The sequence below is a fragment of the Bradyrhizobium zhanjiangense genome, assembly GCF_004114935.1.
GTDB lineage: Bacteria > Pseudomonadota > Alphaproteobacteria > Rhizobiales > Xanthobacteraceae > Bradyrhizobium > Bradyrhizobium zhanjiangense.
Window position 1 is genome coordinate 827346 of the sequence record NZ_CP022221.1, and the last position, 22005, is coordinate 849350.

Below are 22005 nucleotides of genomic sequence, written 5' to 3' on the forward strand. Positions count from 1 at the left end.
GGAGCGCGCGCCCATACTAACGGCCTACGCCGAAACGGATGGGCACGCGCGGGGTTCTTCACTACTATCCGCGCGATTTCACAACAGAAGACTGTCGGGAGATAACATATGAAATCAGCATTTTTGGCGGCCGCTGCGTCTGCCGTATTGTTGGCGGTGCCTGCCTCGGCGCAGGGCGTCAAGATCGGCATCCTCAACGACCAGTCCGGCGTCTATGCCGACTACGGCGGCAAATGGTCGGTCGAGGCCGCCAAGATGGCGATCGAGGATTTTGGCGGCGAGGTGCTCGGCCACAAGATTGAGCTCGTCACCGCCGACCACCAGAACAAGCCGGATCTCGCCAGCTCGATCGCGCGGCGCTGGTACGACGTCGAGAACGTCGACATGATCACGGAGCTGACGACCTCCTCGGTCGCGCTCGCGATCCATGAGCTCTCCAAAGAAAAGAAGAAGATCGACATCGTCGTCGGCGCCGCGACCTCGCGCCTGACCGGCGATGCCTGCCAGCCCTATGGCTTCCACTGGGCCTACGACACCCGCGCGCTCGGCGTCGGCACCGGCGGTGCGCTGACCAAGGCCGGCGGCGACACCTGGTTCTTCCTCACCGCGGACTATGCCTTCGGCTACGCGCTGGAAAAGGACACCAGCGAGATCGTCACCGCCAATGGCGGCAAGGTGGTCGGCTCGGTGCGCGTGCCGCTCAACTCGTCGGACTTCTCCTCCTTCCTGCTCCAGGCGCAGAGCTCCAAGGCGAAGATCGTCGGCCTCGCCAATGCCGGCCTCGATACCACCAACTCGATCAAGCAGGCGTCTGAGTTCGGCATCGTCGCCAGTGGCCAGAAGCTCGCGGGCCTGCTGATGACGCTCGCCGAGGTGAACGGCCTCGGGCTTCAGGCCGCGCAAGGCCTGGTGCTGACCGAGGGCTATTACTGGGATCTCAACGATAAGACCCGCAATCTCGGCGAACGCTTCTTCAAGCGCACCGGGCGGATGCCAAGCATGATCCACGCCGGCACCTATTCGGCGACGCTGAGCTATCTCAAGGCGGTCAAGGCTGCCGGTACCAAGGATCCGGACGCGGTCGCCAAGAAGCTGAAGGAGCTGCCGGTCAACGACGACTTCGCGCAAGGCGGCAAGGTGCTCGAGAACGGCCGCATGATCCACGACATGTATCTGTTCGAGGTCAAGAAGCCCTCGGAATCGAAGAAGCCCTGGGACTATTACAAGCTGCTCGCCACCGTCCCCGGCGACAAGGCTTTCTTCACCGCGAAGGAAAGCGGCTGCCCGCTGACGAAGTGAGGCGGAGGTTCAACAAGCACAATGTCGTCCTGGCGAAAGCCAGGACCCATTACCCCGGCTCCTAAATGTTCAAACAAGCTGTGGCCACATCGTGCCCATAACCACGTCCTGTGGTTATGGGTCCTGGCCTTCGCCAGGACGACACCGAGTGTGTGGTGTCGCCCTCGGCTTCACGTCATCCGCAACACCACGGCCCCCAGCGCCGCCGCCCACAGCGCCATGGCGGCGAGGGCTTGGATCGCGAAGCCCGGGCTGCGCTTTGCCGCCGCCTTGGAATAGCCGATGAAGTAGACGATGCGGCCGATGATCCAGACCACGCCGATGCCGGCTGCGATAGCGTCGCTGATATAGGTCGCGAACAGCCACAGCGCCGGCAGGAAGATCGGCATCCATTCCAGCGTGTTCATCTGGATGCGGAAGGCGCGTTCGAAATCCGGATGGCCCGACATCGCCGGCACCTTGACGCCGGTCTTGTCGCGCGACCGCGCGACGTTGATACAGGTGAAGAAATAAAATGCGATCGCCAGAAGCGTGACGAGGGCGGTGAGATGATACATCGTTAGTTCCTTCGCAGAGATCGCGCTTCAATAGCCGGTCAGCTCGAGATAGCCAACGCCGTCATGCGTGCCGGAAAAGCTGATCGGTCCCTCCCAATAGGAGAAGCCGGTCCCCATCCAAGCCCTTGGATTGAGTGGCTTGCACAGGATCGAGAACGATCGCGAGGGGATTGCGATCTGCCATTCCACCGGCAGCTTGCGTCCCGCAACGTCCGCGGTTGCCTTCGGAATCATCTGGATCTCGCCCCCTGCAATCATCTGCGTCTCGCCGGCGGCGCTGATCCAATTGCCGAACGGATAGTTTTGGCCGTCCTTCTGCCGCAACCGGTACAGCATCAGCTTGTCGCCGGATGCGAGATGCAGCGACAGCCAGTCCCAGCCGGTCTGGTCGGCATCGAGCGGCTGGCTGCTCCATTCCCGGTCCATCCAGGCCTGGCCCGACACCTCGACCTGCTTGTTATCGATGGTGAGCGTGCCGCGCGCGCGATAGAACGGCTGGCTGTAATAGTAGGACGCCTGCCCGCGCTCCGACTTGCGGCTGTAGCCGCCGTCGCCCTGCAACGCCACCGGACGGTCGGCCTCCAGCGTCAGTGCGTAGCTGAAGTCGATGCCGGACGCCTTCAGCGTCAGCGGCGCCAGCGTGCGATCGTCGGTGCGCTCAAGACCCTTCATCTCCCAATCGTCGATCCAGGCATCGAAAGGCTTGGCCGTGACGCCGGCCTGCCCAACGCCACCGCGTGAAAACGTCTCGTTGAAGCGATGGGTGTCGGCGCGCGTCACCGCCGCATGTCCCATCCACACCTGCTGATTGCCCCAGCCCTCGGCTTGCGGGCCGGGCTGCGCCGCCTGGCGGAAAAGCGTCCATTGCAGGCCGCAAGCCGCGCCGCTGCTATCGACGAGGTTCGCCGTGAGATACCACCACTCGATGCGAAATTCCGGATGCGGCCCGTGATCGCTCGGAAAGGTGAAGACCTTCCCCGGCGTCACCTTGGCAAAGCCATCAGCGGTTTCGCCGAGCCCGGCATAGCCTTGCGCGCGTGCGCGGCGTGCGAGCGCCAGCGCGGCAACGCCGCCGGCGAAGGCGCGCCGTGAGATCCGATCAGCGCTCATTGGCGAACACCTTGACGAGGTTCGCCGGCTGCATCCGCGCCAGCCGTAGCATCGGCAGCAGTGCGGCAATCAGCGAGGCGAGCAGCGCGACCGCGACCAGCTCGACCAGTTGCAGCGGAAACACATGGAACGGCAGCCGCCAGCCGAACGCCTTTACGTTCACGATCGCGATCAGGCACCAAGCCACCAACAGGCCGAGCGGCACCGCCAGCAGCGACGTGAACAGCGCCACCGACAGTGTCTTGGTCAGCTCGATCGCGGCAAGACGCGGCCGGGTGAGCCCGATCGCCCACAGCGGCGCGAGCTGAGGCAGGCGGGAGTTCGCCAGCGTCAGCAGGCTCGTGAGCAGAGCGATGCCGGCGACGCCGAGGGTGAAGGCATTCAGCGCGGAGGTCACCGCAAAAGTGCGGTTGAAGATGCGGATCGATTCCGCCTTCACCGTGGCCTGGTCGGCGACGCTGCGATCGTCGAGCGCAAACTGCGTCTGCAGGGCCGCGATCAGGCCGGAGATATTCTCCTTCGCGACGATGAGCCCGATCCGCGTCTGCGGCGTCTGCGGAAAATGCCGGATCAGCGCCGCGACGTTGACCGCGAGCTGCCCCTTGGGGTTGCCGTAATCGGCATAGATGCCGACGATGTCGAGCTCCCAGGTGCCGCCCGGTGCCGGTACCTCTAAGACGTCGCCGACGCGGACGTTGAGGCGGCGGCTCAGCTGCTCGCTGATGAAGGCGGCATTGCCCGGCACCAGCCGGGTCCAGGCACGCGGCGCGGCTTCCAAGAGCGGCCAGCGCTCGCGATAGAGCGCGTGATCGGGCAGGCCAAGCAATTCCACCGATTGCCCCTGAACTTGCGCCTCCGCACGTCCGCCCGAGAGGATCGCCTGGACATCGCTACGCTCGCGCAGCCAGTTGCGGATCGCAACACCTTGCGCATTGTCGGACGCGCTGATGTAGACGTCGGCCGCCAGCCGTCCATTGAGCCAGCCGATGAAGGTCCGGCTGAACGTCTCCACCATGGTGGACACCCCGACATTGACGGCGAGCGCGAGCAGCAGCGCCATCAGCGCCAGCGATAATCCGGAGAGTTGCTGCCGGCTGTCGGCCCAGAACCACAGTGCGAGCGGCCTTCGTGCGAGGCGCTGGCCGAGGAGCAGGATGATCTCGAGAAATGCCGGCAGGATCAGCGCCGCGCCGAACATCAGCGCCGCCAGCACGCCAAAGCCGGCGATCAGCGATTGCCCATAGTGAAGCAGCAGCAGCGCGACCGCGAACACCATGCACGCCGCAGCACTTTGCAGGATCAGCCAGCGGCGTTGCCGCTGCTGCCAGGCGCGCGGCTGCGCCGTTGCCAGCACCGGCATCCTGATCGCCTTGATCAGGCTGGTTGCCGCCGCCACCAGCGCGCCGGCAACGCTGATGCCGATACCGGCCAGCCACCATTCGGGACGCAGCGTCAGCTGCCCCGGGATCTGCGCGCCATAGAGCCCGCGCAGCGACGCCGCGACGTCGGGCAACAGCGCTGCCGCGATGAAATAGCCGCAGACGAGCCCGATCAGCCCGGCGACCAGCGCCAATACGACCAACTCGACCACCAGCACCGTGTTGACCAGCCGCGCCGAGGCGCCGCAGGCGCGCAACGTGCGCAGCATCGGCAGCCGCTGCTCGAAGGCGAGGCCGACGGCTGAGTTGACGATGAAGAGCCCGACGAAGAACGACAGCAGACCGAAGGCGGTGAGATTGAGGTGAAAACTGTCGGTGAGGCGCTCCAGCTCCGTCTCCGCATTCGGCTCGACCCGCTGCAATTGATCGCCGACGACGCTTTGCAGTGGCGCGGGCTTGCCCTTCGCCTTGCCGAGCAGGAGCCGCGACACCTGGGCCGGCTTGTTGAGCAGCTGCTGCGCCACGCCGATATCGACCACGAGCACGTCGGGCACGAGCTGCGGCAGCACGCGCAGTGGCGGCAACTTCGCGCCGCTGCTGATCGCCGGCGCCGCGCCTTCCGGCTCCTGCAAATCGGTCAGCGTCTCCCGCGCCACCAGCGTCTGGCCTGGCGGCGCAACAAAGCTGCTCAAATCAGATGCACCAAGGCGCGGTGCATTGCCGACGTCGGCCGGCAGCGTCACCGGCTCGATGCCGAGCAGCCGCATTGTGTGTCCATTGATCTGGACCCTTCCCTCCAGCACCGGGGAGACCGGCCAGCCCGCGCGGCGGAGTCTTATGAACAGCTCCTGGGAAAAGGTCGCGGTACCAGGCGCCACCAGCATCGCTGTGCGCGCGCCGCCGAATGTCGCGGCGGCGCGGTCATAGGCGCTGCGGGCCTGCTGGTTGATCGCCTGCACGCCGCTCCACAGCGCGGTCGCCGCGATCAGCCCGATCAGCAGCGTTGCGAACTGCATCCTGTGGCGTCGCCAGTGGCTCAGCAGTACGGCGAGGACCCACAGTACGCGCCTCATGCGATGCGCCCCCCATGCAAAGTGAGGTGGCGGTCGAGCGTCGCTGCCAGATGCAGGCTGTGCGTCACCATCAGGAAGCCGCAGCCGGTGCGCGCCACGAGATCGCGCGTCAGCGCCAGCACGTCCTCGGCGGTGGTTTCGTCCAGATTGCCGGTCGGCTCGTCCGCCAGCAGCAGCGAGGGCTTTGTCGCCAAGGCCCGGCCGATCGCGACCCGCTGCTGCTGTCCGCCTGATAATTGCTCTGGATAACGCTTGAGCAGGCTGCCAAGTCCGAGCCGTTCGATCAGCTCTTTCGTCCACGCTGCATCATGCCGGCCCGCGATCCGGGCCTGGAAGGCGAGATTGTCCGCGACCGACAGGCTCGGGATCAGGTTGAACTGCTGGAACACCAGGCCTATCCGGTCGCGTCGCAGCTCCGCGCGTCCCGCATCCGACAGCTTGGTGACCTCGATATCCGCCAGCCGGATCGAACCGCCATCGGCAGCATCGAGCCCGGCGATCAGGTGCAGCAGCGTGCTCTTGCCGCTGCCTGATTCTCCCGTCAACGCGACGCGCTCGCCGGCCCGGAGGTCGAGATCGACGCCACGCAGCACGTGGACCGGCTCGCCGGCCGAGAAGAAGGTCTTGGATAGATTTTTGATGCTCAGCACGATGAATGGCGCCGGACGGAATTAACGGAAATGCTGCGTAGCACACTTGCTGCGGAAATGCCGGGTTGCGTTGGTCTCGAACCCGTTGTTAGCTCCCAAGACGGCCAAATCAAAAAACTGCCGAAAAGACATAAACGGGGAGATTCATGAGCGCTCAGGGAACGCCGTCCGCGGCGAGCAAGCCGACCGGGACGCCGAAGGGCGCCTGGACCATCACTTTTCTCCTGTTCCTGTTCATGCTGGTGAACTTCGCCGACAAGATCGTCGTCGGCCTCGCCGGCGTACCGATCATGGCGGACCTCAAGCTCACGCCGGAGCAATTCGGCCTGCTCGGCTCCTCGTTCTTCTTCCTGTTCTCGATCTCGGCCATCGTGGTCGGCTTCATCGTCAACAAGGTGCCGACGCGCTGGGTGCTGTTGGCGCTCGCGGTGGTCTGGGCGTTGGCGCAGTTTCCGATGGTCGGCACCGTCTCCTTCACCACGCTCCTGATCTGCCGCATCGTGCTGGGCGCCGGCGAAGGCCCGGCCTTCTCGGTCGCCGCGCACGCCATCTACAAATGGTTCCCCGACGAGAAGCGCACGCTGCCGACCGCGATCCTGTCGCAAGGCTCGGCCTTCGGCGTGATCATCGCGGTGCCGACGCTGAACTGGATCATCGTCAACCATTCCTGGCACTATGCCTTCGGCGCGCTCGGCGTCATCGGCCTGATCTGGGTCTGTGCCTGGCTCGCGCTCGGCAAGGAAGGCCCGCTGGAGGACACGCAGACCCTCGCCGCCACCGAAACGAAGATTCCCTACATTCAGCTTCTCACCTCGCGCACCTTCCTCGGCTGCGTCGCCGCCACCTTCGGCGCCTATTGGGCGCTGTCGCTCGGGCTGACCTGGTTCACACCGTTCATCATCAAGGGCCTCGGCTTCTCGCAGAGCCAGGCTGGCTGGATCTCGACCCTGCCCTGGATCTTCGGCGCCACCATCGTGATCCTGACCGGCTGGATCTCGCAGCTGATGATGGCCCGCGGCTCGACCACGCGCGTCGCCCGCGGCGTGCTCGGCTCCGTGCCGCTGGTCGTCGGCGGCCTGATCCTGGCATCGATGCCGCATGTCCAGGGCGCCGGCCTTCAGCTCGCGCTGCTCGTGATGGGAACGGGCCTGTGCGGCGCGATCTATGTCGTCTGCCCGCCCATGCTCGGCGAGTTCACGCCGACCTCGCAGCGCGGCGCCATCCTCGCGATCTACGGCGCGCTCTATACGCTCTCGGGCATCATCGCACCCGCCGTGATGGGCACCGTGATCCAGCATGCCGGCAGCATGCTCGACGGCTACATGACCGGCTTCACCATCAACGCCGCGATCATGGTCGGCTCCGGCCTGCTCGGTCTGCTCCTGTTGTGGCCGAACACCGAACGCGCCAGGCTGACCGGTGGAGCCCCGCAGGCGGGCGCGCTGAAGAGCGCGGTGTCGCCGACGTAAGGGGTACGCTGCCTGTCAACCAAGGCTGTCGTCCTGGACAAGCGAGCGTAGCGAGCGCTGATCCAGGACCCATTACCCCAGGAAGCAGTTTTGCGAAGAATTGTGGTCACCAGCTTCGTGCCACAACTTCTTCTTGGGGTAATGGGTCCTGGCTTTCGCCAGGACGACACGGAGATTGAGGCGCGGTCTTCGCGTCTCAGATGCAGTCTCCGCTAACTCACCACCCCCTGCGCGCCCCGAATCAGCTTCCCCGGCCGGCGCCCGGTCGCCTCGCCCTGCCGCCGCGTCACCACGCCGGACACGATCGTCGCCTCATAGCCGTCGACATCCTGCAACAAGCGTCGGCCGCCGACCGGCAGGTCGTAATGCACCTTCGGCGGATGCAGATGCAGGCGGTCGTAGTCGATCACATTGACGTCGGCCTTGTAGCCGGGCGCAATCAATCCGCGATCGGTGAGGCCGACCGAGAGCGCGGTCTTGCGCGACTGCGCCGCGACCACGAACGGGATCGACAGTTTCTCGCCGCGCTTGCGGTCCCGCGTCCAGTGCGTCAGCAGATAGGTCGGGAAGCTGGCATCGCAGATGATGCCGCAATGCGCGCCGCCGTCGGACAGGCCGGGCACCGATTGCGGATCGATCAGCATCTCGCGCGTCGCATCCAAGTTGCCGTCGGAATAGTTGAGGAAGGGCACGTAGAGCATGCCGCGGCCCTCGTCCGACAGCATCGCATCGTAAGCGAGCTCCTCCGGCTGCCGGCCCTGCCTGCGCGCCTGCGGCCCAAGCGCGTTCTCCGGCGGCTGCTCGTAGTCGGGGGGATCGCCGAGCAAGAACATCTTGTCGTAGTTGGGCCGGAAGAACAGCGGATCGTCGGTCGCGGTCGCCGTCTCGCTCAGGATCGCCTTGCGCACATCGGACTGATGCAGCCGCGCGAGGCGCTCCTGCAGCGGCAGATGCGCGATCGCCTTGTAGCTCGGATGGGTCTGGAACGGGTTGCGCGACAGCTCGAGCCCGAGCAACAGGCCCACCGGGCGCGCCGCGATCTGCGCGGTGATGGAGAGGCCGCGCTGTGCGGCCGCATTGATCTCGTCCAGCGTCTGGCGCCAGCGCTGCGGCGCCTTGTCGTTCTGGGTGATCGAGAACGAGATCGGGCATTTGGTGGCATCCGCCACCCGCAGCATCATCGGCAGGTCCTCGTGGATGGTGGAGAGATCGAGCACGAATTGCAGCACGCTGCGGCCCTGCCGATGCATCGCGCCGGCGATCGCGGTGAGCTCGTCCTCGCCCGCCTTCAGGGTCGGCGTGAAATCGCCGGTCGAGGTGCGATGATTGAGCGTGCGCGAGGTCGAGAAGCCGAGCGCGCCGGAGCGCACGGCCTCGCCCGCGAGCCTCGCCATCGCCGCGTTGTCCTCGGCGGTCGAGGGATCGCGGCGCGCGCCGCGCTCGCCCATGACATAGACGCGCAGCGCCGCATGCGGCAGTTGCGCGCCGACGTCGATGTCGAAATCGCGCTTGGAGAGCCAGTCCATGTAGTCCGGAAAGCTCTCCCAGGCCCAGGGAATCCCGGCGCTCAGCACGGGCTCGGGAATGTCTTCGACACCTTCCATCAGCTGGATCAGGCGGGTGTGGTCGGCAGGCCTGCACGGCGCAAAACCGACGCCGCAATTGCCCATGATCGCGGTGGTGACGCCGTTCTGCGAGGATGGCGTGATGTCCTGGCTCCAGGTCACCTGCCCGTCGTAATGGGTGTGCACGTCGACGAAACCCGGCGTCACCAGTTTGCCGCGCGCGTCGATCTCCTCCTTGCCCTTGGCCGAAACCTTTCCGACCTCGCTGATCCTGCCGCCGGTGATGGCAACGTCGGCCTCGAACAATTCGCCCCCGCGCCCATCCGCAACGGTGCCGCCGCGGATCACGAGATCAGGATTGGTCATGCGTTTCTTCCCGTCTGTTTTGTTGTTGTTTGCGCAATTCTCTCTACTCGTCGTCCCGGACAAGCGCGCATCAAGCGCGCGCAGATCCGGGACCCATAACCACCGAATTGTGTTTGGCGAAGACTCGGAGTGACCAGTCTCGCGCGACGACTCCTTCCTGGGGTAATGGGTCCTGGCGTTCGCCAGGACGACAGATGAATTCGTGGCTACACCGCGGCTTGCCGCTTCCGCTCCGTGAACGGTGACAGCACCACCGTCGCCACCATGAAGATCACGGAGGCGCCGAACACCCAATGCGGCGCGCTCTGGTCCATGATCCAGCCGAACAGCAGCGGGCTGACGATGCCGCCGAGATTGAATCCGGTGGAGACGATGCCGAAGGCGCGGCCGGCAGCGCCCGGAGGTGCGGCATTGCGGACCAGCATGTCACGCGAGGGTGCGATCACGCCGCTGAGGAAGCCGGCGGCCGTCATGGCAGTGGTGAGAGCCCAGCCGGGCAGCGTGGCGAGTGCGATCAGCAGCACGATCGCCGCATTCGCGGCAAAGCAGGCCGCGGCGGCCTGGCCGTGGCGCTCAGTCCGGTCGGCGAGGAAGCCGCCCGCGAGCACGCCGATGGCGCTGGCGCCGAGGAACGCCGTCAGCGCGACATTGGCGGCGGAGTAGGAGGCGCCGTAGCCGCTCATCAGCGCTACCACGCCGAAATTGTTGATGCCGGCGACCGACAGGCTCAGCAGCATGAACAGCGCGGTCAGCGTGATCAGCGCCGGCGTGATGACGGCCTGTTTTGGCGCGTTCGCGCTGCCCGGCTTCTTCTTATGCGCGCCGGCGTCGGGAATGTTCATGGCGATCAGCAGCAGCGCCACCGCGACACCGATCGCGCCCGAGGCGATCAGCGCCCCAGTGCCGCCGGACAAGGTGACGAGCGCCGCCACGATGGCCGGTGCGACGGCGCCGCCGAGAAAGCCGGCAAAGGTATGGATCGAAAAGGCGCGGCCCATCCGCGCCTCGTCCATGTGCTCGGCCAGGATCGCGTAATCGGCCGGATGATAGACGCTGTTGGCGAGGCCCAGCAGCACGGCGCAGGCGATCAGCGAGGCGTAGCTGAGGTGCAGGCCAAGCAAGATCAGCGCGACGCCGCCGAGCGCGAGTCCGGCCAGCAGAATTCGCCGCGCGCCAAAATGATCGACGAGATAGCCGGTCGGCGCCTGCGTCAATCCCGATACCACCGCAAACACGGTGAGGGCGAAGCCGAGCTCGATATAGCCGACGCCGAGCTGGCTCTTGAGGAACGGGAACAGCATCGGCAGCACCAGCAGGTGGAAATGGCTGACCCAATGCGCGATCGAAATCCCCGTCAGCGTGCGCAGCGCGCTGTCCGCCTTGCCTTGCTGCGCTGCGGCGAGAACGTCGACCATTACAGTTCCGTCTTGCGTCCGAAAGGGAGGCGCAAACTATCGGGCACAGCGGTTATTTGTCCATGAACGCAGGCGCATGGCAGGTAGCGCGGGCGGTGGACGTGAGAACGCCTCCTACGTCGTCCTGGACAAGCGCAGCCCCAGACAACGCGCAGCGTTGTCTGGAGCGGAGCGCCGATCCAGGACCCATTACCCCAGGGAGCAGTTTGGCGAAGATTCGGAGTTGCTTCCTCGCCCCACCATTCCGCGCTGGGGTAATGGGTCCTGGCTTTCGCCAGGACGACGGCGGAGGGTGAGGCGCCAATGCGCGCTCAAACTCAGCCCGCCGGCACCGCCTCACAACGGCTCGTCGTCCGGCCCGTAGCGGTCGCGCTTCGGCGTTGCGATGTCGCCGTCTTCATAGTCGTCGTCGATCTCGCGCGGCGGCAGGGGCTTTTTTGCCTTGTCGCTCGGCGCTCTGTTGTCCGCGATTTTGGGCGGCTGGCTCGGCTTGCCGGTCTTGGCCATGGCTGGTTCCGGATGGTGATGCTGCACCCGATCCTATCCGGACAATATGTGCGGTACCTGACCTATCGCAAGAAGGGGGCCGTTCAGTGCATCACCGGGCCGCCCGCCTTCTTCCAGGCATCCAGGCCGCCGGCGATATGGGCGGTGTTGGAAAGGCCGGCCTCCTTGGCGGCGGCCACCGCCATCGCCGAGCGTTCGCCGAAGGCGCAGAAAAACACGACGCGGCGGCCGGTGGCGGCCGCGACTTCGCGCAGCATGCCGCCGGGCTTGAGGCTCTCCTCCACGGATTGATAGGGCGTGTGCAGCGCGCCTTCGAGCATGCCGTGCTTCATCCGCTCGTTGCTCTCGCGCAGATCGACCAGCAGGACGTCGGGACGGCCAAGGATGCGGATCGCTTCGATCGCGCTGAGCGCGCGGCCCTCTTTCTCGAGCTCCTCCTGATGCAGGCCGACATGCATGTTGGCGGGGACCGCCACATCCATCATCTTCGGATTGGGCAGCTTCAGATTGGCCATCAGCTCGATATATTCATCGACCGACCGCACCTGGAGCCGCGGATTGTAGCGCTTCTCCTCGCCGATGGTGGAGACGGTATCGCCCTTGTAGTCGTGCGCCGGGAACACCATCGTCTCGTCCGGCAGCTTGAGCAGGCGATTGAAGATCGACTCGTATTGCGCGCGCGAAGAACCGTTCTGGAAATCGGTGCGGCCGGTGCCGCGGATCAGAAGCGTGTCGCCGGTGAAAACGCGGTCGCCCATCAGATAGGAGTAGGAATCGTCGGTGTGGCCGGGCGTGTACATCACGTCGAGCGACAGGCCCTCGATCGTCACCTTGTCGCCGTCGGCGACCCGCATCGCCACGACGTCGGCCTTGGTCTGGTCGCCCATCACGGTCATGCAATGGGTGCGGTCGCGCAGCTCGCCGAGACCGGTGACGTGGTCAGCGTGCAGATGGGTGTCGACCGCCTTGACCAGCTTGAGGTCGAGCTCGCGCAGCAGCTGGCAGTAGCGATCGACCTTCTCCAGCACGGGATCGAGGATCAGCGCCTCGCCGCCTGGACGGCTCGCAACGAGATAGCTGTAGGTGCCCGAAACGCTGTCGAAGAGCTGGCGGAAGATCATGGCAGGACCCGGCGTGGAACTGATTTCGAGGATTCTACTACGTCGGGGACCAGGAAGAGAAGCAATTCACTGTGTAGAGAAGAAAATTTGGAAGATTTTTATTGCGGGTGCGGGCAACCCTACGCTCGCTGTCATCGCCCGCGAAGGCGGGCGATCCAGTACTCCGAGACGGCGAAGGGTACGGAGGGGCCGCGGCATACTGGATTCCCCGCCTGCGCAGGGAATGACAGCGAGGGCGCGCGGCGGCGTGCCACAAACTCCGGACAGCCGCCCCTACGGCCGCACCACCGTGTACCCGTTCTCCGCCAAAAACAGGATCTGCCCGACTCCGACCTGCACCGGCGTGGCAGCTTGGATGAACTCCGGCCGCTTGCCGGTCTCCCGCTCGAGCGTGTCGACAGTGTTGAGGCAGATGTCGAAGCGCACGCCCTGTGCGATCAGGCTCTCGACCTGCCTGCGGCGCTCGCTGCCGGATAGCAGCAAATCGATGCCGGGACCGAACGCCACCACCTCGATCGCGATCTTGTCGGGATCGTAAGCCTTCAGCAAGTTATTGGCGACGCTCAAGACCAGCGCCTGCTTCCTCGCATCGCCGTCGGAGAGCTGGAGCACGACCTTGTGCTCGGCGAACGGCTTGTCCTGCAGCGGCACCTGCTGGGCAGAAGCCTGTGGGATCGCTGCCCAGACGAGCACTGCCAGCAGCATCGCGGATAAGTGTTGCGACCGCATCATCCCTTTGCTGCAATGCCTGGATTGCCCTCGACCCCTTTCAGCGCGACGCCGGAGCCGAGCCGCTCCTGAAACATCCGGCCCGAGCGCAGATATTTGCCGACGACGTCCCACACCGGCGCACCCTGCTGGCCGTTGATCGAGGCCCAGCCTGCGACCTTGTAGCGATGGCTGGCGCTGAGCGCCGCGCCGCTACTGAGCTTCAGCTCGGAGATCCGGCTGCCGATCGCGGCGTCCGGCGTGCAGGTGTAGCTGAGCCCGCCGGCGCGCACCATGTCGCCACCCTGCTGGTAATAGGGATCGGCGTTGAAGAGGTTGTCGCAGATGTCCTCCAGCACGTCCTTGATCTGTGCGCCGGTCATCTCCTGCACATAGGTCTCGGGATAGCTGATCGCGGTTTCCGCGAGCAGATCCTCCATGGTCAGCGCCTGGCCTGACAGCGCGGTGACGCCCCAGCGGAAGCCCGGCGACAGCGCGATCTCGGCATCGAGCTCAGTGCGCAGCGCCGTGCAGATCAGCTCGTCGACGGGCCCGGAGAAATTGCCGCGGCGGTAGAGCAGGCGATCCGGCGTTGCAATCTTCTCCGACCAGTCGGTCACGTGCGGCGCGCGCAGCCGGCCGATCAGCTCGGCCATCCCAGGATCCGGCTTCAGCAGCTCGGAGAAGACCGGCAGCAGGTGATAATGAACGTCGCTGACCTTGCCCTTGCCGATCGCGAGATCGAGCACGGCCAGAAATTTTCCGTTGGAGCCGGCATTGGTGACGAGCGTGGTGCCACCGGCGTTCTTCACGGGAATCGGCTGCGGCACCGCGTCATGGGTATGGCCGCCGAGGATGACATCGATGCCGGTGACGCGGCTTGCGAGCTTGAGGTCGACGTCCATGCCGTTGTGCGACAGCAGGATGACGGCATCGACCTTGTCGGTGCCGCGCAAGGCATCGACATGCTTCTGCAACTCCTCCTCGCGGATGCCAAAGGTCCAGTCCGGCGTGAACCGCTTGGGATGCGCGATCGGCACATAGGGGAAAGCCTGGCCGACGATTGCGACGCGATGGCCACCGAGCTCTTTGATGATCGACGGCTTGAACACGCGCCCGCTGGCCTTGTCGAAGGCGGGGGCGTCGTTGAACGCGGCCTCTTCGCTCAGGAACACGTTCTGCGCCAGAAACTCGCCCTTGAAGCGCTCGAGATTGTCGCGCAGCGCCTGCTCGCCATAGGTGAATTCCCAATGCCCGGTCATCGCCTCGATGCCGAGCAGATTGGCGACCTCGACCATGTCGCGGCCCTGCATGACGTTGGCGAGCCCCGTGCCTTGCCAGAGGTCGCCGCCGTCGACGAGCACCGAATGCTTTTCCCCGGCGTCGGCGCGCAAGCGGTCGACCAGCGTCTTCAGATAGGCAAAGCCGCCGAGCTTGCCGAAGCGGCCCGCGGATTTCTCAAACTCGAAGCAGGTGAAGGCATAGGCATCCGCACTGTCGGACCGAATGCCGAAGCGCTCCAGGAAGGCGCGCCCGACCAGATGCGGCGGCCGCCCCGCCATCTCGCCGATGCCGATATTGACGCTGGGCTCGCGAAAAAAGACTGGGTTGAGCTGCGCATGCGTGTCGGTGATGTGCAGAATGCGCGCATTGCCGAAGCGCTCGATGTCATAGATGCTCGCGGTGTCGGCGCCGCGCGCGAGCCGCGGCAGTCCAACAGATGCGACGGCAAGACCTGCGCTCTTCAGGAAATCGCGGCGCCGGATAGCCATCTCAAATTCTCCGCGCCCCCGACGCTGTCGACTGTTCCACAAGCATGATCCGCTTTAGCGCAAAGTGTGGTGCGGCTTTCCGACAAGATCGTGCTCAAAGAATGATCTGGAGCACGATGTTCTCGCGCGCCAGGCCCAGTCTAGCGGATTTCCATCGCCTTCCAGGCTTCTTTTTCGGAATTTGCCTGAAAGATCGACGCCTTGGCCAGCGCCTCGGCCTCTTTCGCTGCGGCGAATGCGCGGTCGTAATCGCCGCCCTCAGCCGCCTTCTTCGCCGCCGCCAGGGTCGAGACCGTCGTGGTCCATTGGTGACGCAGGCTGGCCGCCTCCTTGGCTGCGGCTTCCGCGGCGGCATAGGCGGCCTTGTAGTCCGCTTCCGTTGCCGCGTGCGCCGAGGGCAGCGCGATGGTTAACGCAAGCAATATGGCGAGGAGACCTGTCCGCTTCATGGCCGCGCTCCCGGCCCCGAGATCGGCAGGCCGTTGGCGACGTAGGAGAGAAAATATTCGACGTCGCGATATTCGTCCGATTGCGGCTCCAGCGGAACCGCGCGGGTCTGGCTGTTGCAAGTGACGAAGCGGCGGCTGGTCGTGCCCATGCCGCTCCATTCGGACCGGTAGATCGGCATCGCGTTGAGGATGCCGAGCGCCGGCGCCAGGGTCTCGGCACGGATGCGCTCGCCCGGGCTCTGCACGTGGCAGCTCGCACAGGAGAAGTTCATCTGGCCGCGGCGGGTGTAGAAGTAGCGCTTGCCGTTCTCGAACGCGGCGAGCGCGCGGGGGTCGTCGGGGATCTTGATGTCCATCGGCTTGCCGCGCGAGGTGAAGGCCATGTAGGCCGTCAGCGAAGCCATCTCGTCCTTGACGTAGGAATAGGGCGCCTCGCCATTGGCCTCGCGGCAGCGGTTGAGCGCGAGCTCCAGCGTGACGACCTTGCCTTCCTTCGTGTCGAAATAGGGATAGTTCTGACGGATGCCGATGCCGCCATTCGGGAAGCAATCGGCATAGGTCTTGCCGTTCTTGAACGGGGTGGCGAACATTTCCTTGCCGGCGTCGAGCGCGAACTCATAAGGAGGAAATTCCTCCTTCTCCTGCCACTGCCGCTTCATGTCCTCGTTCATGGAATAAGGACCGTTGACGAAGTCCTCGTGCTTCACGTTCGGAAACTTCTGGAAGAAGAAGTTCTGGAACGCCTTGGCATCGGCGACGGGATCGACCTTGTCGGCCGCGACGACGCGCGGAGAGGTGAGGGCGAACGCAACGAGCGCGGCGCTGAGCGAGCCAAGCAGGAGGGCAGATCGGGTCTTCATCACGAAATCTTCGCGGTGGTCGTATCCGACGCACCCTTGTTGTCGCTCCAGGAGATCTTGAGCTCGTCGCCCTTCTTGGCGCCCTTGAAGCTGAATTTGACGTAAGGGTCCTTGGAGACCGCAGTGCCCCAATTGGCGACGAAGACGTCCTTGCCGTTACATTCGAACTTCAGCTCCTGGATGAAGTGCGCCGGGATCAGCTCACCCTTGGAATCCTTGACCAGGCCGGTATCCATGGGGTGCTGAATCAGCGCCTGCACCTCGGTGATGTCGCCGTTGGCGGTGGCGCGTACGCGAATGCTGGATGCCATCTCAGTTCTCCTTAGCCGCCGCAGCCACCGACGGTGACCTTCACTTCCTTGGTCGCGCTGTAGAGCTTGCCGTCGGCCTCGACGATGGCGACCAATTTGGTGGTCTTGGCCATCTTCAGCCGGTTGGCGACGCCTGGAATCGTGCCATCGGCGATCTTGTAGGACGCTGCGAGCGCAAACGGGTTCTCGGCCACGAAGAACGAGATCGAGGTGACCTTATCGAGCGTCGTCGTCACCGAGACCGGCACCACGCCGCCGTTCTCGGCGATCTCCGGCGCATCCAGCTTGACCTTGTCGGACGGCTCGGCCGCCTTGCCGTAGAGCGCCTTGATCGCGTCGGCCTCGCTCTTCTGCTTGAAGGCCTCTTCCGGATATTTGTCGTTCGCCGCCGCGCGCGCAGGGCTGGCTGCGAACGGCAGGTTGCCAAGCCCGATCAGCGCGACAGAGGCCGCGCCCTGAAGGATCAGGCGCCGCGTCGGGTGAGGGCCGGTGCTCGTGGTCATCTCAGGTTCTCCTGGCCGGCCATTACAGCGTTTGCAGGAAATCAACGATCGCGTTGATTTCCTGTTCGGTCAAAATCCGGTTCCGGCCGAACGGCGGCATCATGGTCTGCGGATTGCGCTTGGTCTCGTCGAAGATGATCGCGGCCAGCTCGTTGCGGTCGGGGTACTTTGCCTTGATGTCCTTCAGCTCCGGCCCGATCGTTCCCGGCAGGTCGCCGCCCTGGATGACGTGGCAGGTCAGACAATTGCCCTTGCCGCGCTCGAAGGCGAGCTTCCGGCCCTCGGCCACGGCGGACTGCGCCCGCGCCGGGCTGGCGAGGCCGGCGGCAATGGCCAGCAGGAGGAACAGGACGGACGTCCGGGACAAGGCAGTCAAGGCGGTATTCCGAGGCGTTATGGCGATGATCTGATCGCAGAAATAAAGGCGTTCCAAAGCATAAAGGGCATCGCCTGACAATCGAGACTATGCACCGAGCAAAATGGAGTTAATATCTTCCGCATTGTAATTAAAGAGATTATTGGTTCGGCCGATTTGGCCCCAACAATTGGGACAATGGGCGCGGGCCGGCTTTTTCCAGGGCGCTTTGGTGCCCATCCTGTTTTCAACGCGTTCTCGTGTTTTCAAGGGGACCTCACTTGACCGAATATCTCGTCGAATTTGGCAGGGACGGCGGACGGGTCGAACCGGATGGCCGGCTCGATGCGCCGGCGTTCCATCGCAATCACGAGCCGATCTGGGCGGCATTGGAAAAACATCTCGCCGGCTTGACTGGGAACGTGGTCGAGCTCGGCAGCGGAACCGGGCAGCACGTGGTTCATTTCGCCCGTCACACGCCCGGCCTGATCTGGTGGCCGAGCGACCTCAACCAGCGCCATCTTAAGAGTATCGAGGCCTGGCGCGTTCATTCGGGGCTCGCAAACATCCGCTCGCCCTTACGGATCGATCTGACCGATCCCGATTGGTGTCCGGAGATGAAAAGCGGGCAGGGGCCGACCAGCCTCGCCGCCGTGTTCTGCGCCAACGTGATTCACATCGCGCCATGGAGCGTGGCCGAGGGCCTGTTCGCCGGCGCCGGCCGCTATCTGCGGGCCGACGGCAAGCTGTTCCTCTACGGTCCGTTCAAGCGCCACGGCAAGCACACCGCGCTCAGCAACGCCGTGTTTGACACGTCCTTGCGCGAGGGCAATCCCGAATGGGGTGTGCGCGACATCGGCGACGTCGAGGTGCTGGCGCAAGGCGCAGGCCTCCGCCTCGTCGATACCATCGATATGCCCGCGAACAATCTCACGCTGGTGTTTTCGCGGGACTGAGCGCGAGGCCGTCAGGCCTCGCCATCTTTCCACCCGATCTTCTCCTTCAAGAACCGGAAACCCAGCACCTCGAAGCCGGCGCGCTCCTTGTTGTCCTTGCCGTAGCCGTGGCCGCCCGCCGCGGGCTCGTACAACCAGGCCTCATAGCCCATCGCCTGGAGCTTGGCGGCCATCTTGCGCGCGTGGCCGGGATGGACGCGGTCGTCGCGCCGCGTGGTGGCGATCAGGATCGGCGGATAGGTCTGGCTGGCCCTCACATTGTGATAGGCCGAATAGGTCTTCAGCCACGCCCATTCGTCCGGCTTGTCGGGGTCGCCATATTCCGCGATCCAGCTCGCGCCCGCGAGCAACTTCGTGTAGCGGCGCATGTCGATCAGCGGGATGGTGCAGAACAGCGCGCCGAAACGCTCGGGGTAGCGCACCAGCATGTTGGTGATGAGGATGCCGCCGTTCGATCCACCCTGTGCGGCGATGCGCTTGGCCGTCGTCACGCCGCGCCGGACGAGATCGGCGGCAACGGCTGCGAAATCGTCATGCGACAGCTTCTTGCCGGCGAGCCGGCCGGCATCGTGCCAGCGCGTGCCGAACTCGCCGCCACCGCGCAAATTGGCCTGCACCGTCGTGCCGCCGCGCTCCAGCCACAGCTTGCCGAGCGGGGGGTTGTAATACGGCTTCACCGAGTGTCCGAAGCCGCCATAGGCGCTCATATAGACCGGCGCATCGCCGGCCTCCGCCGCGGGGCCGGTCTGGACATAGGGAATGCGCTCGCCGTCGATCGAGATGGCCTCGTGCTGCGTCACCACGAGACCATCGGCGGTGAACGTCCTCGGCGCTTGCTTCAGCACGGTCGGGCTGGTGACGCCGCGTGCGATCAGCAGCAGCGACGGCGGCGTCAGCGGATCCTGCACATTGGCGAGCAGGTCGCCATTGCTTTCGGACGGATGGCGATCGAGCGGCCAGACGTCGACGACGCCGATCTGCGGCAGGCCGGGAAGTGTGTCGCGGCTCCAGCCGGCAGCGGACGGCGTGCAGATCTCGAAGCGCGGGCGCAGCTCGTCGAGGATTGACAGCACGAGCTTGCCCGCCGCCCAGAACAGACCTTGCAACGCGCGCCGCGGCGCCGGTTCGAACAGCACCGAAAAATCGCGGCTGCCGGCGAGGAACGCCGACAGCGGGATGCCGAGCACCGTGTCAGCGGTGTAGGTCCGGCCTTCGATGGACCAGTCCTTGCGCAGCTTGATCGCGAACCAGTCGCCATGCGCCTGCATCCAGATGCCGGTCGGCAGGTCGAGCTTCGTCGTCGTGCCGGCGGCATCGCGCAGCCAGATGGCGTGATTGAAGAAGTCGATCTGATCGACGAGCCAGGCCCGCGGCTCCTCTCCGGTGTCATCGGCGCTGCCATAGATCATCATGTGATCGGCGGCGGTCTCGATGATTGTTTGCGCCTGATCGACAGGCTGCCCGCGCCGCCACAGCCGCACGGTCCTCGCATATCCCGAGCTCGTGGCCATGCCCTCGCCATGGACGCTCGACAGCAGCAGCGTGTCCGTATCGAGCCAATCCACGCCGCCCTTCGCTTCCGGCAGCGTGAACCCGTCGGCGACGAAGCTCTTGGTGTCCATGTCGAACTCGCGCAACGTCACGGCATCGCTGCCGCCGCGCGACAGGCTCAGAATCGCCCGCGAGCGTCCCGGCATCGTGACGATCTGGCTCAGCAGCCAGTCCTCGCCTTCGCTCGCCGCAAGCTGGTCGATATCCAGCATGGTCTCCCACGCTGGGTTCGCTTTGCGAAACTCCGCCAGCGTCGTCCGTCGCCACAGGCCGCGCGGATTGGTGGCGTCCTTCCAGAGATTGTGCAGATCGCTGCCGCGCCGGCTGACATAGGGAATGTTGTCCGGCCGATCGTAGATCGCCGCGAGGATGTCGCGATCGTGCTCGAAGGCTTTGCCGCCGAACGCGTTGAGCGTCAGCTGATTCTGCCGTTCGACGAAATCGAGCGCCTGCGTGCCCTCGATCTCCTCCAGCCACAGCCAGGGGTCGTCGTCGGGAGCGCTGAGCGTAGGCCTGTCGTCGACGGTCATGAGCAAAACTCCAGAAAGATCGCGGCGGATAGGATTTGATCGAGCGCAAGCCGTCAAGGGCGCGGCCCGCTATCATCCGTCCGATTGCGTCACGGGCATGGCCCGCGTCCGTTTGCGCCGGTTGCCCGCCCATCAGCGCCCCTCCATAGTGCCGGGAATCAACAGAGCGCCTTGAGCCTTTTGGGGCGGAAATACCGATGTTAGATGTGACCGCAACCGCCGAAATCGCCGACGACACGCGCGCGCGTGCCAATGTGGTGCGCCTTGCTGCCGCGCAGGCGCTGACCGGCGCCAATTCGGCGGTGATCTTCGCCACCGGCTCGATCGTCGGCGCCACGCTCGCACCCGACATGTCGCTCGCGACCGTGCCGCTGTCGATGTACGTGCTGGGGCTCGCCGCCGGCACGCTGCCCACCGGCGCGATCTCGCGCCGCTTCGGCCGCCGCGCCGCCTTCGTCATCGGCACGGGCCTCGGCACGCTCACCGGCCTGCTCGGCTCCTTCGCGATCCTGCACGCCTCCTTCGCGCTGTTCTGCATTGCGACCTTCCTCGGCGGCCTCTATGGCGCGGTGGCGCAATCCTATCGCTTCGCCGCCGCAGATGGCGCCAGCGCGGCGTATCGGCCCAAGGCGGTGTCCTGGGTGATGGCGGGCGGCGTGTTCGCCGGCGTGCTCGGTCCGCAGCTCGTGCAGTGGAGCATGGACGTCTGGCAGCCTTATCTGTTCGCCTTCAGCTTCCTGGTGCAGGCGGCGGTGGCGCTGGTCGCGATGGGCATCGTCGCCGGTGTCGACATGCCCAAGCCCGCGGCGGCCGATCTGCATGGCGGACGGCCGCTGCTCGACATCGTGACCCAGCCGCGCTTCATCGCGGCCGCTTTGTGCGGCGTCATCGCCTATCCCATGATGAACCTGGTGATGACCTCGGCGCCGCTCGCCATGAAGCTGTGCGGCCTCAGCGTGTCCGATTCCAATTTCGGCATTCAATGGCACATCGTCGCCATGTACGGACCGAGCTTCTTCACGGGTGCGCTGATCGCGCGCTTCGGTGCTCCGAAGGTCGTTGCGGCCGGCCTGCTGCTCGAGGCAGGCGCCGCCGGCATCGGCCTTTCCGGAATCACCGCGATGCATTTCTGGGCGACGCTCATCGTGCTCGGCGTCGGCTGGAATTTCTCCTTCATCGGCGCCTCCGCGCTGGTGCTGGAGACGCACCGTCCGCAGGAGCGCAACAAGGTGCAGGCGTTCAACGATTTCCTGGTGTTCGGCATGATGGCGATCGGCTCGTTCTCCTCCGGCCAGCTGCTCGCCAATTACGGCTGGTCCGCGGTGAACATGGTGGTGTTCCCGCCGGTGGTGCTCGGCCTCGCCGTGTTGTCGCTGGCGTCCTGGGCGCGCCGCCGCAAGGCGCGCCTGGACGCTGCGATGGGCGAGTTCCCGGACGCGATCTGACTTGGCAGGAGGCTGTCAGCAGCGTTGATGTTTCGATCGCCGTCGAAGTGATTT

At 65.1% G+C, this 22005-nt stretch carries 20 protein-coding genes; 4 read left to right on the plus strand and 16 right to left on the minus strand.

The features are described from left to right. Positions 1 to 108 precede the first annotated feature (108 nt). On the plus strand, positions 109 to 1299 hold the full coding sequence (locus tag XH85_RS03895) for an ABC transporter substrate-binding protein (RefSeq protein WP_128930826.1): 1191 nt from the start codon (positions 109 to 111) through the stop codon (positions 1297 to 1299). 170 nt (positions 1300 to 1469) lie between these two features. Here XH85_RS03895 and XH85_RS03900 read toward each other — a convergent pair whose 3' ends face one another. Genes XH85_RS03900 through XH85_RS03915 form a run of 4 tightly spaced genes read right to left on the minus strand, consistent with a single transcriptional unit; the run spans position 1470 to position 6068 of the window. Next, positions 1470 to 1856 (minus strand): MAPEG family protein, encoded by a 387-nt coding sequence (locus tag XH85_RS03900; protein ID WP_128930827.1) that lies wholly within the window; start codon positions 1854 to 1856, stop codon positions 1470 to 1472. Between the two features lie 27 nt (positions 1857 to 1883). Next, positions 1884 to 2966 carry a lipocalin-like domain-containing protein gene (locus XH85_RS03905; RefSeq protein WP_128930828.1) on the minus strand — a complete coding sequence of 361 codons (1083 nt, stop codon included), beginning with the start codon at positions 2964 to 2966 and terminating at the stop codon, positions 1884 to 1886. After that, positions 2956 to 5418 (minus strand): ABC transporter permease, encoded by a 2463-nt coding sequence (locus XH85_RS03910; RefSeq protein ID WP_128930829.1) that lies wholly within the window; start codon positions 5416 to 5418, stop codon positions 2956 to 2958. The genes XH85_RS03905 and XH85_RS03910 overlap by 11 nt, the downstream gene beginning before the upstream one ends. Continuing rightward, positions 5415 to 6068 (minus strand): ABC transporter ATP-binding protein, encoded by a 654-nt coding sequence (locus tag XH85_RS03915; protein WP_128930830.1) that lies wholly within the window; start codon positions 6066 to 6068, stop codon positions 5415 to 5417. The genes XH85_RS03910 and XH85_RS03915 overlap by 4 nt, the downstream gene beginning before the upstream one ends. A gap of 146 nt (positions 6069 to 6214) precedes the next feature. On the opposite strand from XH85_RS03915, the gene XH85_RS03920 reads away from it, so the two are divergent. Further along, on the plus strand, positions 6215 to 7537 hold the full coding sequence (locus tag XH85_RS03920) for an MFS transporter (RefSeq protein ID WP_128930831.1): 1323 nt from the start codon (positions 6215 to 6217) through the stop codon (positions 7535 to 7537). 212 nt (positions 7538 to 7749) lie between these two features. Here the strand turns inward: XH85_RS03920 and XH85_RS03925 are convergent, their stop codons facing one another. The 11 genes from XH85_RS03925 to soxX form a co-directional block, all read right to left on the minus strand. Next, positions 7750 to 9468: an N-acyl-D-amino-acid deacylase family protein gene (locus tag XH85_RS03925; RefSeq protein ID WP_128930832.1), complete on the minus strand. Its 1719-nt coding sequence runs from the start codon at positions 9466 to 9468 to the stop codon at positions 7750 to 7752. A gap of 206 nt (positions 9469 to 9674) precedes the next feature. Beyond that, the gene (locus XH85_RS03930) at positions 9675 to 10883 is read right to left on the minus strand and encodes an MFS transporter (RefSeq protein WP_128930833.1); all 1209 of its coding nucleotides are present in this window, start codon (positions 10881 to 10883) and stop codon (positions 9675 to 9677) included. A gap of 336 nt (positions 10884 to 11219) precedes the next feature. Further along, positions 11220 to 11390 (minus strand): hypothetical protein, encoded by a 171-nt coding sequence (locus XH85_RS03935; protein WP_164934867.1) that lies wholly within the window; start codon positions 11388 to 11390, stop codon positions 11220 to 11222. Positions 11391 to 11473: 83 nt separating this feature from the next. Beyond that, positions 11474 to 12511, minus strand: coding sequence for an MBL fold metallo-hydrolase (locus XH85_RS03940; RefSeq protein WP_128930835.1), 1038 nt, complete (start codon positions 12509 to 12511; stop codon positions 11474 to 11476). Positions 12512 to 12784: 273 nt separating this feature from the next. Beyond that, positions 12785 to 13243: a DsrE family protein gene (locus XH85_RS03945; RefSeq protein ID WP_128930836.1), complete on the minus strand. Its 459-nt coding sequence runs from the start codon at positions 13241 to 13243 to the stop codon at positions 12785 to 12787. Then, entirely contained in the window at positions 13240 to 14991 is a 1752-nt protein-coding gene (soxB, locus tag XH85_RS03950) for a thiosulfohydrolase SoxB (RefSeq protein WP_128930837.1), read from the minus strand. The genes XH85_RS03945 and soxB overlap by 4 nt, the downstream gene beginning before the upstream one ends. A gap of 140 nt (positions 14992 to 15131) precedes the next feature. After that, positions 15132 to 15440, minus strand: coding sequence for a hypothetical protein (locus XH85_RS03955; RefSeq protein ID WP_128930838.1), 309 nt, complete (start codon positions 15438 to 15440; stop codon positions 15132 to 15134). Further along, complete coding sequence (gene soxA, locus XH85_RS03960; RefSeq protein ID WP_164934866.1) at positions 15437 to 16300, minus strand: sulfur oxidation c-type cytochrome SoxA; 864 nt, start codon at positions 16298 to 16300, stop codon at positions 15437 to 15439. The genes XH85_RS03955 and soxA overlap by 4 nt, the downstream gene beginning before the upstream one ends. Continuing rightward, on the minus strand, positions 16300 to 16611 hold the full coding sequence (gene soxZ, locus XH85_RS03965; RefSeq protein WP_128930839.1) for a thiosulfate oxidation carrier complex protein SoxZ: 312 nt from the start codon (positions 16609 to 16611) through the stop codon (positions 16300 to 16302). The genes soxA and soxZ overlap by 1 nt, the downstream gene beginning before the upstream one ends. An 11-nt stretch (positions 16612 to 16622) precedes the next feature. Further along, positions 16623 to 17114 (minus strand): thiosulfate oxidation carrier protein SoxY, encoded by a 492-nt coding sequence (gene soxY / locus XH85_RS03970; protein WP_128930840.1) that lies wholly within the window; start codon positions 17112 to 17114, stop codon positions 16623 to 16625. A gap of 22 nt (positions 17115 to 17136) precedes the next feature. After that, positions 17137 to 17490 carry a sulfur oxidation c-type cytochrome SoxX gene (soxX, locus tag XH85_RS03975; RefSeq protein ID WP_128930841.1) on the minus strand — a complete coding sequence of 118 codons (354 nt, stop codon included), beginning with the start codon at positions 17488 to 17490 and terminating at the stop codon, positions 17137 to 17139. Between the two features lie 260 nt (positions 17491 to 17750). Between soxX and XH85_RS03980 the strand changes: the two genes are divergently transcribed. Beyond that, entirely contained in the window at positions 17751 to 18425 is a 675-nt protein-coding gene (locus tag XH85_RS03980) for a DUF938 domain-containing protein (RefSeq protein ID WP_128930842.1), read from the plus strand. A gap of 11 nt (positions 18426 to 18436) precedes the next feature. Here XH85_RS03980 and XH85_RS03985 read toward each other — a convergent pair whose 3' ends face one another. After that, entirely contained in the window at positions 18437 to 20506 is a 2070-nt protein-coding gene (locus XH85_RS03985; RefSeq protein ID WP_128930843.1) for a prolyl oligopeptidase family serine peptidase, read from the minus strand. A gap of 197 nt (positions 20507 to 20703) precedes the next feature. On the opposite strand from XH85_RS03985, the gene XH85_RS03990 reads away from it, so the two are divergent. Next, entirely contained in the window at positions 20704 to 21951 is a 1248-nt protein-coding gene (locus XH85_RS03990; RefSeq protein WP_128930844.1) for an MFS transporter, read from the plus strand. Positions 21952 to 22005 lie beyond the last annotated feature (54 nt).